We start from the raw sequence: 14,784 nt of genomic DNA, 5'->3' as shown, positions 1-14,784 counted from the left end.
TGTGTCCAAAAGAACTATGAAGCTATACCTGCTGCAGTCGCAGAAGGAACTTCGACGAGGCGACCGGTTACAACATCGTAGATGTAGCCATACACAGGAATTCCGGCGGGAACCAGCGGGTGGTTCTTGATGCGGGCAACATCTTCGGTTACAGACTGAGCCTGGTCAGAGATAGTCAGCCAGTCAATGTACTTTGCCTCTGCAGATCCTGGACCGGTTCCAACGTCATAGAAACCTTCCGCACCGAGTGCAGCAGTTTCAAGGCTATTAGCCAGAAGGCCACGCATCACCTCATCGTTAAAGAACTCCATGCCACAGTTCGAATGATGAATCACGAACCATTCCTTGGTTCCGAGGAGCTTGTAGGAGATTACAAGTGAGCGGATTGCGTCATCAGAAGCGCGTCCGCCAGCGTTACGAATAACGTGTGCATCGCCTTCGCTCAAGCCTGCATACTTTGCGGGATCAAGACGAGCATCCATGCACGTCAGAATGGCAAATCCACGCGCTGGTGGAAGAGCGAGCTCACCCTTAGCGCCGAAATCGGCAGCGTATGCCTCGTTTGCGGCAAGTACTTCGTTCAGTACAGACATGATTCTTTACCTCGTGAGTGTTGGAAGAATTCCGGAAGTTCTCTTCCGGTGTCTGTAACGGTAATGACATCTGAATTGTTACGTCGCTTTATGTCGAAATGCGAATAAATATGACAGCGATAAACAGCTTTGTTACGCACTCAACCCAGTAAAAACAAGGGCTCTGGTTTCCCCGAGGTCATGTTGGTGAAGTAAATAAACGCAAATATTACGAGGCGGCTGCTGCCTTTTGCTTGTCTGCCTTGTTGCCCAGGATAAGGACAGAAAAACCGACTAGCACCATAATGATGGCGTAGGCGATCATCAACACTGCAAATCCTTGAGTGAATCCCTCAATAGCGGTTGGGAAAACCGACGTGTCGGTGGGCTTTGCTCCCGAGGCAGACCAGGTGTTGAGCTGCTGTAAGGCAGTGGAGCCAAGTTTCTCCTGAACGTAGAGTCGAGCAAGAGAGTCAATGACAACTGCGGAAGAGGCAAGACCGAGCGAGTACCAAAACTGACCAATCGTGCTTCGAGAGGAAGAAACAACACCGTAGTGTTCTGGATCAGCTTCGTCGAGAATCATGCCACCATAGGCGACCGCAGGAACCGCAGCAGCAATACCCAGCACAATCAATGCAGGAAGGTAGTCCATGACTGACTTAGGTGAACTCAACGCTGTAACGGCGAAGAGAACTCCACCGGCCGCCGCGATGAATGCACCTATAAGTGCAGACATTTGGACGGTAACGATCTTTTTGCCGATGAGCTTGCCCACCACAAGTGCTGTCGGAATCGCAAGCAGGAGGTAGGGAAGCTGAGCTAAAGACAGCCCTAGTCCCTTGAGATTCAGTTGGTACTGAAAAAGGTTGCTAAATGACAGCAAGCCAAAGCCCGTTGAGAAGTTGTAAAGGAACCCCACCCCAATGGCAGCCAAGAACAGGGGGTGCTTGAGCAGAACAATGGGAAAGAATCGCTTTTCTGGTTGTGAACGTTCACGGAAGTAGAACAGAACAAACAGGCCAACCCCGACCACTATTGGAACAATTGTCAGGGGTGACATCAAGCTATCGGCAGCGTGAGAGATGCCATAGAGAGTTCCCACAACTGCAAGGCCAAGAATGATCTGGCCCAATGCATCCCAGGGCTGCTCAGGAGTCGGGTACTTCTCATCTTTAGGCAAGATAAACAAACCGAAAAGCAGCGCAGCAGCAGTCACGGCAGGAATAACCAAGAACGCCTCGCGCCATCCCACACCAACCATTGTTGATCCAGCAAAGGTAATCACCAGAGCGAAGAAACCAATCGAGGCGGAGAATGTTCCGAGAGCTACCGCTAGGCCACCCTTTGACTTCTCACCGAAGTACTTCACATAGGCAAACGACGCACCATAGACACCGCCTAGTCCCACACCAGTCAACGCACGACCAAGGATATACATCACAGGATCTTGAGAGATGGCGACCAAGCTGTCACCGATAATAACCAGCAGCATTGTGGCGAAGATGACTTTCTTGCGCCCCAGCCGATCTGCCAACATTCCGACGGTGATGACTGTTGCCGCAAGGGCGAGGGTACTCACCGAAGCAGCTAAAGCATCCAGCGACCCAAAATTCAGATCTTTTCCAGCTGATAACAACGCAGTGGAAGCGATGTTGGGATCGGCACCCTGAATAGCGGCAACAAAACCCAAGTAAATCAGCGCAAGGGTTACTCCCCCGGCCTTTGTTGCGGTCGAGGTTGTCTGAGACATGAAAGAAACCTAATCGGTCAGTGCTGCGTTAGCAGCACTTCTTGCTTGCGTGAACGTGTGCAGGAAGGTCCTTGTGTTCGGTGGGGTCCATTGTCTCAATCTGTGACATGAAGGCGTCGAGGTCAATCTTCTTGCCGCCAACCCAGGTACCCAAGATCTTGACCTGCTCGGTGAGCTTGTGAAGATCTGCTTGATATGGATCAAAAGAGAGTTCAGCAAAGTCAGCAAGTTTGCCTACTTCAATCGCCCCAATCTCGTGGTCGCGGCCCAGCATGTGAGCGGCGTTGACGGTGTGAGCCTTGATGGCGTCATCCAAGCTAATTGCCTGGTTGGCGCCATGGACCTGACCGGAGGCAGTCTGGCGAGTGGTGGTTGCCTGCCAGTTCAGCAGAGGAATGGGTGGGCTTACCGAACCATCGTTGTGGAAGGAGACCACCGCACCCGAACGGAATGCGTCACCAACGGACTGCCACTGAGAACCAATCTCAGAGGGGAACATTTCGCCATCAAGCTTGTCTCCCCAGTAGATGAACTGAAAGGGGCTCATGGACAGGCCAACACCTAGGCGTGCTGCGCGGTCAAACTGATCTGCCCGGCACGCACCCATGTGCTCAATGCGCCAACGGTGGTCAGTGCCAAGAAGCTTGTGTTTGCTCAGTGCATGCTCATAAGCATCAAGTACGACGTCCATACCCACGTCACCGTTGCAGTGAAAAGCCATCTGGTATCCACTGGGAACCAGCTTGTCCAGGATCTGGTCAAGCTGTGCTCGGGTGTAGTTCATTTCACCTTCACCACCCGGACCAATCTTGATCGCAGCATTGCGAGTGGTGTCGTTATCGAGGTAGGGGAAGGACGCAGCAATTGTTCCAACCCAAGGGGAACCGTCAGCCCACAGCTTGATTCCCTGCTTCTTGAGCTTGTTCTCAGGAATAGGAGTCTGAACTGGCTGGTCACAATCCGCCTCGATGCTCATGTGATACAGCGAGATTCGCAGAGGGCTGTCTGGGGCCATTGCCATCGCAATGTATGCCTTGAGCTGGTTGCCCTGATAAGTGTGCTCTGAGGTCGATGTGATGCCGTTTGTCGACATCAACTTGTACCACTCGGCAACAGGCTTCAAGGGGTGCTGTGCCAGTGCTGCAAGTACCGGTGCACCTGCGATGAACAGTGCAGCTACTTCATAAGCACGGCCGTTAGAGGTTCCATCGGCGTTGCGGCCGAAGCTTGCTCCAGTGGGATCTGCCGGAGGCTTGCCATCCACCCAGCCGAGTGCCTTGATGTTTGCCGTGTTGAAGTAGGCCTCGTGACCAGAGTTGTCCATTACGACAACGGGACGGTCGGGGAAGAACACGTCGAGGTCGGTGTTGGTCAACTCAGGTGCGCCATGAAGAATTCGGTCTAGGCCGTTGAACATGAGGGGAATGCCGGCAGGTGTTTCCTTATCCATCTTCTGGAAGTAGGCAGTGACATCTGCATAGGTGGGGTATCCCACATAAGGAGCAATCCAGTGAGCTGGTTCCTGTGTTGAGAGACCGCTCAGTGCAGGGTGGCTGTGAGGGTCGATCAAACCAGGCATCAAGACTGTGTCACCGAGATCCTTCACCGCAACTCCACCATTGGCTGCCTGGAGGTCAGCTAGTGTTCCCACTGCCGCAATCGTTCCAGCTGCGCTGTCAACAGCTACTGCTTCTGCACGAGGGTTCTGTGGGTCCATCGTGATGATGGAGGACGCGGTGATAATGAGGTCAACTGCCATGGAAATTACTCCTTGTGGGAAACACAGAAGGCAGATGGACTATCTGTCTAATTCTGTAACTTCAGACTATGTGGTTCTTTGCCAAAACCCCAGAGACACAGCACTAACTCTTCCTAGAAAAGCCGAGAGTTATCGAAGAATTCTTTCAAGATCCTTGCCCTGGGCTAGTTCATCGACCAACTTGTCCATGTAGCGAATATTACGCATGAGTGGATCTTCCACTTCCTGCACCTTGACCCCGCAGACGCTGCCTGTAATGAGAACTACGTTGGGGTGAACGGTTACACGGGCGAAGAATTCTTGAAGGCTCTCCCCTGAGGCAATTGCCTGATCGAGTTGAGTTCCATCCAGGTCCGTCAGCCATGACATCACTGTACGAAGCTCTGCCTCAGATCGATTCTTTCGCTGAACCTTGGTGACATACAGCGAATAGATTTCCGCAAAGGGCGTTGCGAACAGGCGCTGCATGTTCGCCAGTTGCCTAGAGCTCAGGGGTCCGGTTGTCATAGTTTCTAAATCTCTGGTTTGTTCTGAGTAGAACTGTAATCAACACAATGATGCCCAGTCCACCTATGAGCGCAGGCGCCCAGAGAGCAATGGAAACTGCCATGAGTCCCGTGAATAGATCCCCCAGGCGCGGTCCACCGGCAACAACGGAATAGAACACACCCTGTAAACGACCACGCATCTCATCAGGAGCAGCTGTCATCAAAATAGTTGAACGGAAGATGGCAGACACTTCATCCGAAGCGCCCATGCCCACGAAGCAGAAAGCTGCAAGGCCCAGACCCAGCACACTGACCTCAGACCAGGTGTTGCCCACCTTGCCGAAAGCACCCAAAATACCCGCCAGCACCACCACACCAAAGAGTGCAATGAATGCACCATAAACAGTAATTGCGCGCCCAATGGCCAGTCCGAATCGGTTGATCCGAGCCACGGGACCACTAAGCAAGCTTGTCGAGAATGTTCCCACCGCTGCGGCTGCCGTCAGGATTCCCACCGTGGTGGGACCTCCGCCAATCACAGTGGCCGCTACAGCTGGTAGAACCGCATAGGGGCGACCAAGCCCCATAGCGATGATGTCGAAGAGGAAACTGGTGCGAATGTTCGGAGCAGAACGCAGGAAAGCTAAGCCCTGCTTGATGCCATCCCAGCCCTTTGCCACTGCATCATGAAGAGGTGGAATCTTGGGCAGGGTAAAGACACCGAAGAATCCAGCGAGCATCAGAATCATGTCCACCACAAAGGTGACAGTGAAGCCAGAGGTTGCCACCAAAACACCAGCAAGTGCAGGTCCCACGGTGTATTGGATACCCATGGAAATACCGCTCAAGGCATTGGCTTTGGGAACATCTTCCAGCTTGAGAATGCGTGGGTAGACCGCCATCCGGGCAGCACCGGAGATGATGTAGGCCATGGCGCTAATGGTCGTAAAAACATAAAACGGCCACACAGCAACACTAGAGCCCTCAGCTTCAAGCCCAGCATCTGTGATGGAGAGAGCGACCAAACCGATTGTTGAAATGAACGAGACGGTAATGGCACCCAATATGACCGTTCTGCGGTCTTGACTGTCCGCGAGCATGCCACCCCATGGCCCTGCAAAGAGCATAGGAATCAGCGCAATACCGCCGACAAGACCCACCATGAAGGTGTTGTGAGTGATGTCGAAGATCTGCAACCCCACCGCCATGATGGTCATTTGCGCACCAATGCCAGAAAGACCAGCGCCAATCCAGAGCCTGGCGAAAGCGGGAGAAACCTTGAGCGGCGTCAAATCGACGAAGCGGCGTTTGGTTTCAGTCACGCATGCGAGTCTATCTATTTGGTTACGAGGTATTTACTAGACAAAAGCGAGCGGTTAACGGCCCTCCGACTGGTTTCTGCGACCAAAGACAAATAGGGAACCACCCAAAAAGAGCAGCCCCAATAACAAAAAGACAAATTGCCCAATGGGTTGCCCAGTCGAAGCCAAAAGTGGCTCTTGAGAGTTTGCAACTTGGACACATACTGGAATTGTCAGCACAACATTATCGATGTGAGTTTCACCCCTGAGTACACGCCCCAAGTTGACATCGTAAAACTGAAAAGTGGTGGGGTCAGAAAAGAAGGCAAAACGTGTGAGCGTCTGACCAGCAGGGACAACATATGTCCCCGACTTTGCTGTCCAGCCAATGACATTTGCCCGCTGCAACCCTTGATCTACCAACGCACCAGATGATGGACCGATTTTTACATAAGTTTCAGCTACGTCTGAAGAATTCAAACGTGGTGAAAGATCAAAACTCCAAGAAATGACCTGACCCGGAGTTGTAGCAAAGTCTTGGTAAACGGTTGCGGCATCGGTTGCCTCGAGTTCAAGGAACTGTTGCCCTTCAGAGGCATTTTCACCAATGAATCCATCGATCCACAATTCGATTGGCTGTCCGGCGGTCGAATCTGTTGAATGCCATCCCGGAACGAGACCATCGTTAACGTAAACCCCGCCTGAGTTTTGTAAAGGATCTTCAAACGAACCATTCAGGAATGTAGCTATGGGCTGGGGTGAACATGCGGTTGAAGCATGAGCAGTACCGCTGAAAACAAGGGGAACAAGCGCAACTATTACTGCGGCAACAGCAAGACTTAAATTCTTCACGACTATCCCAACACGAGGTAGTTTTACCTTACTTGATTGAAGGGCATCTCTCGGATTGCAAAACATCCCTAACGTCACGAACAATAGTCAGGATTCGTTTCAAAGCTTTCAATCCCCGAAACGACCTTGAATCGAAACGAGGAAACAAAAAAACCGCTCAATTTGAGCGGCTTTTTCGTTTGAGTCGGGCTGACAGGATTTGAACCTGCGACCCCTTGACCCCCAGTCAAGTGCGCTACCAAGCTGCGCCACAGCCCGTAATCTCTGTGATTTCTCACGAAGACAACTTACTAATCTTATCGGTTTTGAATAGGTGCTTGTGCACGCTCTAGTGAGATCGTTGAAGCTTCTTGACAGGAGCAACAAACAGAGGAGTCGCCCACAACAGCGTCAATGCCCACAGCCCAATATTCGGGAAGACTGCCGCAATGATGACGGCAATAAACAGCAAGATGACAATGATCTGAGATCCGATATATCCGCGAATAGCGATGGTTCCCTCTGCCAACAAGTCTTTGTGCTTGAGAACATACATTTTCATGGCCAGCTGAATGATTGCCAGAAAGAGCATGCTCATCATGTAGATCAGGGTCGCCCAGCCAGCAGGACCGTTGGAGTCAACTATCAATGCCGTGGGGAACGGGATAAAGACGATTCCAAACAGCCACAGTGTGTTCAACAGCATGATGCGCCTATCCACCTGCTGAAGCTGCTCAAAGAAGGTGTGGTGCAAGAACCAGTAGTAGGCAATCACAGCAAAACTCAGTACAAAGACATAAACCTGAGGGCCTATGCCCATCAAGAAATGATTGACGTTGCCATGTCCGATGCTGCTGGCTTCATCGACCAACGGCAGAACAAGAATGGTGATGGCAATAGCCACAACGGCGTCAGAGAAATTGACAACTCGATCAAATCCGCGGTTAGTAGCCATGACTCAACTCTAGATTGTGAAGCAGTTTTAGCCAGCTAACGTTTCCAGCTTGATTTTGAGCGCTTGCCACGACTTTGCAAAGCCAGGGTGGAGGTCAAAGGATTCAACCTGATCCAGCGCAATCCACGCGAGGGCTTCACTCTCGCTGTCCCCCATCACGGGTTCAAAGACTTCTGAAGATTCCACGACAACGGTGGTGTAACTCCAGAAATCCAAGTCAAGGACTTCTGTGAAGAGAACGGTGATTAGTTCAGCAGGAACACCGGCCTCTTCATTCGCCTCACGAAGAGCACCGGCTACAGCATCCTCCCCTTGTCGGATTGCTCCACCAGGAATACCCCAGGTGCCGCCATGGTGCGACCACTCGGCGCGGTGCTGCAACAGAATGCCGGCATCTCTGTGCCACACAAGAAGCCCGGCAGCACCAAAGGCACCCCAGTACTTGGTGCCGTCAGGTCCCACTGCCCACGCGTCACCGGGGTCGCGCAAATGCGGCGGTGGCAGGTGGGGTGGGATTGTGCCCATGGGGTCAGACTAACGCTTCCGCTTTTCGCGCACACGCATGTTGACGTTGATGGGTGAACCTTCGAAGCCGTAGATCTCACGAAGACGACGCTGGATGTAGCGGCGGTAACCGGGGTCCAGGAAGCCTGTCGTGAAGAGTACGAAAGTAGGTGGACGAGTCGAGGACTGCGTACCAAAGAGAATACGTGGCTGCTTTCCACCACGAAGGGGGTGAGGATGCGCTGCGGTGAGCTCAGCCAAGAACGCGTTGAACTTACCGGTAGGAATACGAGTATCCCATGACTCAAGAGCACGCTCGAGAGCGGGGACCAGCTTCTCCATGTGGCGACCAGTTCGTGCAGAAATGTTCACACGAGGGGCCCAGGCAACGTGTGCCAAGTCGAGTTCAATTTCACGCTCGAGGTAACGGCGTCGATCATCATCGAGCATGTCCCACTTGTTGAAAGCAAGCACGAGTGCACGTCCAGACTCGAGTACCAAGTCAATAATGCGAACATCTTGCTCCGAGATGGGCTCGGTGACGTCAATCATGACGACAGCAACTTCAGCCTTTTCAAGTGCAGCACTGGTACGCAATGTTGCATAGAAGTCAGCACCCTGCTGCAAGTGAACACGGCGGCGAATACCAGCGGTGTCGACGAAGCGCCAGACCTTGCCGGCAATCTCTACCTGCTCATCAACTGGGTCACGGGTGGTTCCCGCGAGGTCGTTGACGACGACGCGTTCTTCACCAGCAGCTTTGTTGAGCAGCGAAGACTTACCCACGTTGGGGCGTCCGAGAATCGCAACGCGACGAGGACCGCCCACTTCCTGCTTTGCGACTGCAGAGACAGCAGGAAGCTTAGGAATAACCATGTCAAGAAGGTCAGCAACGCCACGGCCGTGGAGAGCAGAAACGGGATAGGGCTCGCCGAGTCCGAGCGACCAGAGAGTCGCAATGTTGGGCTCTTGACGAGCGTCATCGACCTTGTTTGCCAAGAGATAAACAGGAATCTTGGTCTTGCGGAGGAGCTTCACAACGTGCTCGTCGGTTGCTGTAGCACCGACGTTTCCGTCAACAACGAACAAAACAGCATCCGCGAGGTCGATTGCAACCTCTGCTTGTGCAGCGACAGACGCGTTAATGCCCTTGGCGTCTGGCTCCCAGCCACCGGTGTCAACGAGAGTGAACTGACGTTCCATCCACTCTGCCTTGTAATTCACGCGGTCGCGGGTCACACCAGGGGTGTCTTCCACTACTGCTTCACGGCGGCCGATAATGCGGTTAACCAGTGCAGACTTGCCCACGTTGGGGCGTCCCACCACGGCCAATACCGGAAGTGCTGGAAGGTAGGTGATCTTGTCTGGGTCTTCAGTGACGGTGTCGAGAAGCTCAAAGTCTTCCTCGTCCAAGTCATAGTCTTCAAGGCCTGCGCGCAGCGAAGCGGCGCGGGCAATGGCTAGTTCTTCATCGAGGTCTTCCAGACGCTCGGAAAGTCCATCTTGTTCTAATTCGTCGTCGAAGAATTCTTCGTCGGTGGGCTTGTTATCAGCCATTATTTTCTCCTTCGCACGGCTTACGACGTGCGTGAACGAATAACCTCTACGACCGCATCAATCGTCTGCTCATATGAGAAGTCAGTCGAATCGACGGTCACAACGCCATCGGCGGCGGTCATGAAGTCAGATACACGCGAGTCGGCTGCATCCCTGGCACGCAGTGCAGACGCCGTTTGATCTTGCGATTGCTGTGGAAGTTCCGCAGACCGCCTTGCCATTCTAGCTTCTTCACTGGCAGTAAGCAGGATTCGCACAGGAGCATCAGGAGCAACGACGGTCGTGATGTCGCGTCCCTCAGCAATAATGCCTGGTTTGTCAGTGGTGGCCATGATGTGGCGGAAGAGGTCTCCCAAATACTGACGAACCACAGGAATCTTGGCAACCTTGCTCACCACATCCGTGATGCGAGGCTCACGAATAGCGTCAGTGATGTCCTGTTCGTTGACATGGACAAAGTACTCATCAGGGTTGGTACTGATGACATATCCAAATTCTTCCAGCGACTCGATTACAGCTGCTTCATCAGAAGGGTCAACAGTTTCGTTGAGAACGTGCCAGGCCACTGCGCGGTAAGCAGCACCGGTGTCGAGGTAGGCAAAGCCCAGCTTGCGGGCTGCTGCCTTCGAAACTGAGGACTTTCCACTTCCTGCGGGGCCATCAATTGCTACAACTATGGGGGTGCTCATTAGGCCACTCTCCAGTTTCGTTTTTCCAGTTCGCTCACGAGGGTGTCGCGCACCTCAGGGACGACCGAGAACTCGACCATTCCCATTTGTGCACCCTCAGCATGCTCTAGGCGAAGATCTTCCAAGTTGATGTTGAGCTCGCCGAGTTCTGTCAGCAGCTGCGCCAATTGCCCTGGGCGGTCATCGATCAGCACAACAATCTGTGCGTAACGCTTGTTCTGGCCGTGCTTGCCGGGCAAGCGGGCGACTCCGGCATTACCTGCCGCCATTTCTTCGGCAATGACTTTTCGTGCACCTGGAGCATTCACATCACGCAGGGCATCAGTCACGTTCTGGAGATCCTTCTGTAAGTTCTCCAGAACCCCCACGATGGAATCCTTATTCGCACCCAGAATTTGAATCCAGAGCTCTGGCGAGCTTGCTGCAATACGAGTCACGTCGCGCACGCCCTGGCCAGCAAGACGCACTGCGTCGTCGGAGGCACCTTCGAGCTGCTTGGCCATCAGGCTCGAAACAATCTGTGGCACATGTGAAACCAAGCCCACCGCTTCATCGTGTGCTTCAGGGGTCATTTCAATGGGAACTGCACCCAAGTCCAGAACGAGGTCCTCTACGAGTGCCAAAGCCCACGCGGGAGTCTCTTCATCACGGCAGACAACCCAGGGACGACCAATAAACAGGTCGCCACGAGCAGAGATTGCCCCGCCGCGTTCACGGCCAGCCAGTGGGTGACCGCCAACATAGTGAGTGATGTCCACACCACGAGCCTGTAACTGGTGAAGCGGTGAAAGCTTCACGCTGGCCACATCGGTCACAACTGCCCCAGGGAAAGCTTTCAGCTCTGTCTCAATGACATCTGCGGTGACATCTGGTGGCACACACACCACAATGATTTTGGGTTGGTCATCAGCATGTGCTGGACGTCCCGCCCCCAGGTCAGAAGCGAGGTGAACGGAACTGGGAGATGAGTCGGCGAGCGCGACGTCAATCCCCTGCGAGCGCAGTGCGAGACCGATACTGGCACCAAGTAATCCCGTTCCGACGATACGGACTTGGGCGTCCAAGCGCACGGCGTTGGTATCTGACATTAGTTGTCATCTCCTTCGCTCATGTCGTCGTTGTCGATCTCGGTGTATTCGGGTAATTCTTCAGTGTTTGAGCGTGACAGTGCGAGCACAGCACCCAGCTCAACTTTAGTAAGGTCCCTCATGTGACCAGCTGGCAAAGTGCCGAGGTTGAGGGGGCCAAAGGCGCGGCGCACCAGCTCAAGGACTGGGTGTCCCACCTCTTTGAGCATGCGTCGCACGATACGGTTACGTCCCGAGTGGAGCGTGATTTCCACAATGGAGGAGTCCCCATTGTTCGAGGCAGATAACAAACGTGCTTTATCTGCCTGAATGAAGCCGTCACTGAGTTCAAAGCCTGTGGTCAGCTTGGACAAGGTCTGCGGAGTGACCTTGCCACGTACCTTTGCGATGTAGGTCTTGTGCACACCAAAGGACGGGTGAGCCAGGACATGTGCAAGGTCCCCATCATTGGTGAGAATGAGCAAACCACTAGTGTCCTGGTCTAAACGCCCTACATAGAACAGGCGCTCTTCGTAGTCACGGGTGAAATCGGATAGATCCGGACGCCCACGGTCATCTGCCATGGAACTGACAACACCGACTGGCTTGTTCAGAATCAAGTACCGCTTAGAGGTGTCAACCTGCACGGGAATACCGTCCACGGTGACTTCATCAACTTCAGGATCAACACGAAGCCCTGGCTCGGTCACTAACTGCCCGTTAACTGCCACACGGCCCTGGGCAATCATGTTTTCTGCAACACGACGAGAAGCAACCCCAGCTGCAGCCATCACCTTCTGGATGCGAATACCTTCAGGGACTGCAGCAGCATCCCAATCCTCAATCGGAGGACGGTCTGCGTTCTTGAGCCCTTCGGGTAATGGATCTCCACTACGAAGCGTCGACATCGAAGCCTTCCTGGCCGTCTGGCAACAGTGGCGAGATGAGCGGAAGCTCATCCAGTGAGTTGATACCCAACTGCTGCAGGAGCAAGTCGCTGGTGCCATACAGAATCGCACCTGTCTCAGCGTCACTCGAGACTTCAGTGATGAGACCACGACTCAGGAGAGTGCGCACAACCGAATCCACGTTCACAGCACGGATCTGGGCAATCTGACCACGGCTAATGGGCTGCTTGTAAGCAATAACAGCCAGAGTTTCCAGTGCTGCTTGAGACAGCTTGGTGGGGTTTTGGGTCAGAACGAAGTCTGCAACGACGTGGTCATAGCTTTCACGAACATATAAGCGCCATCCGCCGCCTACTTCGCGAAGTTCAAAACCGCGCTCAACTCCCCCGTTGGCTCCGTTGTAGTCGTTCACCAGGTTCTCAATGGCCTGCTTGACAGCTTTGACGGGGACACTCATGGCGGTGGCGATAGAGACCATGGACTGTGGCTCATCCGCGATCATGAGAATCGCCTCGATGGCACGCTCTACATCCACCACAGGCACGTGTTCGGCAACGGTGGCATCTACAACGTCTTCGACTGTCACTTCTTCAACAATTTCTTCATTAGCGGTCATAGTCAGCCCCCAAGTTGGCGAGGTTCTCATCGGACCAGTTAGTGGCGGTCCATTCGATTGTCAGATCTCCCAAGGGTTCATCCTGGGCAAAAGTAATAGCTGCGTGGCGGTAGAGCTCCAGCACTGCAAGGAATCTCGCCACGATGACCCCGGCAACAGCTGCGTCTGCCACGAGTTCACGGAAGGTCATGGGCTTTCCTTGACGTAGCTTGGTCACCACAGTGGCTGCCTGCTCACGAATACTCACCAGTGGTGCGTGCAGGTGATCGAGTCCCACCACGGGGATCTCACGCGGCGCCATGGCCAGCATGGCCAACGCCGCGAAGTCGTCAACACTGGTGTTCCAGATCAGTTCAGGAACCTGTTTGCGGAAACGATCTTCCAAGCGCACTGTGCGCATGTGACGGGTTGATTCCGCGTCGAGGTTCTCGCTGAACCACTTAGCCACGTCCTTGAAGGCGCGGTATTGCAACAGTCGGGCAAAGAGCAGGTCTCGGGCTTCAAAGAGAGCTGCGTCTTCTGCATCGACAACTTCACCTTGAGGAAGAAGCCCAGCAACCTTGAGGTCAAGGAGCGTGGCAGCGATGACGAGGAACTCGGTGGCAGCGTCAAGCTCTTTCTCGAGATCTAAGGTCTTGAGGTATTGAATGAATTCGTCGGTCACGACGCTGAGGGATATCTCTGTGATGTCGAGCTCGTGCTTGGAAATCAGGCTTAACAGCAGGTCAAAGGGACCTTCGAACTCACCCACGGCAACACGAAAACCGCCGTCGACGACCTCTTCAGGTGCGTCGACAGCGTCAGTGGTGGCTTCGCTAAGCGACGACACCGCGTTCGATCAGTTCACGAGCGAGCTGGCGGTAAGCCTTCGCGGAAGCGTGCTCAGGGGCAAACTCAGTTATAGGAACACCTGCAACTGAAGCATCAGGGAATTTCACTGTGCGCCCAATGACGGTGTCAGTTACTTTGTCACCGAAAGTCTCCACAACACGCTCCATAACTTCCTGCGAGTGCAGAGTGCGGGGATCAAACATCGTGGGAACAATGGCATCGAGCTCGATGGCAGGGTTCAAACGTTCCTTGACCTTGTCGATGGTTTCAATGAGCAATGCAACACCGCGCAGAGCGAAGAACTCAGTGGCCAAAGGAATAATGACGCCGTGAGCCGCGGTGAGCGAGTTCACAGTCAAGAGGCCGAGAGAAGGCTGGCAGTCAATGAAGATGACGTCGTAGTCGTTCTTCACCTGGCGCAGCACACCAGCAAGGATCTGCTCTCGTGCAACCTCGTTAATGAGGTGAACTTCGGCAGCAGAGAGGTCGATGTTGGCTGGGATGACGTCCAAGTTTGGGACCTTGGAGTGCTGAATAGCTGCCTTGGTGTCCTTGACCGACCCGCGCATGAGGTCGTAGATGGTGGGGACGTCGTGGGTCTGAATACCCAAACCAGCAGAGAGAGCACCCTGTGGGTCAAAGTCCACGGCCAAGACCTTGCGGCCGTATTCTGCCAAAGCTGCAGCCAGGTTGATGCTCGTGGTGGTCTTGCCCACGCCACCTTTTTGGTTGGACATGGAGATGATGCGTGCAGGACCGTGAGAAGTCAACGGAGCTGGAACGGGGAAGTCTTTCAAGGGACGTCCAGTTGGGCCGACTTTCACGCCGTTCTTGTACGTAACCACTCGAGTGTCCCCACTGTGAGATTGAGCAAAATATGGGCAATGAGAAACGATCGTCACTGAACTGCCGTGATGCCCATTCTAGCTAGTTCTGGGGCGGAATTTCTGTGG

General features: G+C 53.7%; 15 protein-coding genes and 1 tRNA gene. All 16 read right to left on the bottom strand.

Annotation, left to right across the window (positions count from 1 at the left end; genetic code table 11):
• Positions 1-14: 14 nt before the first annotated feature.
• Complete coding sequence (locus M2118_RS07520; RefSeq protein WP_280795324.1) at positions 15-593, bottom strand: carbonic anhydrase; 579 nt, start codon at positions 591-593, stop codon at positions 15-17.
• A gap of 208 nt (positions 594-801) precedes the next feature.
• Positions 802-2,325 carry an MFS transporter gene (locus M2118_RS07515; RefSeq protein WP_280795323.1) on the bottom strand — a complete coding sequence of 508 codons (1,524 nt, stop codon included), beginning with the start codon at positions 2,323-2,325 and terminating at the stop codon, positions 802-804.
• A gap of 28 nt (positions 2,326-2,353) precedes the next feature.
• The gene (locus M2118_RS07510; protein ID WP_280795322.1) at positions 2,354-4,084 is read right to left on the bottom strand and encodes an amidohydrolase; all 1,731 of its coding nucleotides are present in this window, start codon (positions 4,082-4,084) and stop codon (positions 2,354-2,356) included.
• A gap of 129 nt (positions 4,085-4,213) precedes the next feature.
• Positions 4,214-4,591 (bottom strand): DUF2200 domain-containing protein, encoded by a 378-nt coding sequence (locus M2118_RS07505; protein WP_280795321.1) that lies wholly within the window; start codon positions 4,589-4,591, stop codon positions 4,214-4,216.
• The gene (locus M2118_RS07500) at positions 4,566-5,894 is read right to left on the bottom strand and encodes an MFS transporter (protein WP_280795320.1); all 1,329 of its coding nucleotides are present in this window, start codon (positions 5,892-5,894) and stop codon (positions 4,566-4,568) included. The genes M2118_RS07505 and M2118_RS07500 overlap by 26 nt, the downstream gene beginning before the upstream one ends.
• A gap of 54 nt (positions 5,895-5,948) precedes the next feature.
• A complete protein-coding gene (locus tag M2118_RS07495; protein WP_280795319.1) occupies positions 5,949-6,725 on the bottom strand; it encodes an LPXTG cell wall anchor domain-containing protein in 777 nt (258 codons plus the stop codon).
• A 184-nt stretch (positions 6,726-6,909) separates the two neighbouring features.
• Positions 6,910-6,983 (bottom strand) — tRNA-Pro (locus tag M2118_RS07490).
• A gap of 70 nt (positions 6,984-7,053) precedes the next feature.
• On the bottom strand, positions 7,054-7,659 hold the full coding sequence (locus M2118_RS07485) for a TMEM175 family protein (protein ID WP_280795318.1): 606 nt from the start codon (positions 7,657-7,659) through the stop codon (positions 7,054-7,056).
• 27 nt (positions 7,660-7,686) lie between these two features.
• A complete protein-coding gene (locus M2118_RS07480) occupies positions 7,687-8,184 on the bottom strand; it encodes an NUDIX hydrolase (protein WP_280795317.1) in 498 nt (165 codons plus the stop codon).
• Between the two features lie 9 nt (positions 8,185-8,193).
• Positions 8,194-9,720 carry a ribosome biogenesis GTPase Der gene (gene der / locus M2118_RS07475; RefSeq protein WP_280795316.1) on the bottom strand — a complete coding sequence of 509 codons (1,527 nt, stop codon included), beginning with the start codon at positions 9,718-9,720 and terminating at the stop codon, positions 8,194-8,196.
• Between the two features lie 20 nt (positions 9,721-9,740).
• The gene (gene cmk / locus M2118_RS07470) at positions 9,741-10,409 is read right to left on the bottom strand and encodes a (d)CMP kinase (protein ID WP_280795314.1); all 669 of its coding nucleotides are present in this window, start codon (positions 10,407-10,409) and stop codon (positions 9,741-9,743) included.
• Complete coding sequence (locus M2118_RS07465; protein WP_280795313.1) at positions 10,409-11,497, bottom strand: prephenate dehydrogenase; 1,089 nt, start codon at positions 11,495-11,497, stop codon at positions 10,409-10,411. The genes cmk and M2118_RS07465 overlap by 1 nt, the downstream gene beginning before the upstream one ends.
• The gene (locus M2118_RS07460; RefSeq protein ID WP_280795311.1) at positions 11,497-12,384 is read right to left on the bottom strand and encodes a pseudouridine synthase; all 888 of its coding nucleotides are present in this window, start codon (positions 12,382-12,384) and stop codon (positions 11,497-11,499) included. Before M2118_RS07460 ends, M2118_RS07465 begins: the two co-directional genes overlap by 1 nt.
• The gene (gene scpB / locus M2118_RS07455; RefSeq protein ID WP_280795309.1) at positions 12,368-13,000 is read right to left on the bottom strand and encodes an SMC-Scp complex subunit ScpB; all 633 of its coding nucleotides are present in this window, start codon (positions 12,998-13,000) and stop codon (positions 12,368-12,370) included. Before scpB ends, M2118_RS07460 begins: the two co-directional genes overlap by 17 nt.
• Positions 12,990-13,829, bottom strand: a complete 840-nt coding sequence (locus M2118_RS07450) for a segregation and condensation protein A (protein ID WP_432418392.1) — start codon at positions 13,827-13,829, stop codon at positions 12,990-12,992. Before M2118_RS07450 ends, scpB begins: the two co-directional genes overlap by 11 nt.
• Positions 13,816-14,676 carry a ParA family protein gene (locus tag M2118_RS07445; RefSeq protein WP_280795308.1) on the bottom strand — a complete coding sequence of 287 codons (861 nt, stop codon included), beginning with the start codon at positions 14,674-14,676 and terminating at the stop codon, positions 13,816-13,818. Before M2118_RS07445 ends, M2118_RS07450 begins: the two co-directional genes overlap by 14 nt.
• Positions 14,677-14,784 lie beyond the last annotated feature (108 nt).

Origin of the sequence: Aurantimicrobium minutum (assembly GCF_029892845.1) — a bacterium.
GTDB lineage: Bacteria > Actinomycetota > Actinomycetes > Actinomycetales > Microbacteriaceae > Aurantimicrobium > Aurantimicrobium minutum_B.
Note: the sequence above shows the minus strand (reverse complement) of the source record. Positions and strands in the feature narration are given on the sequence as shown.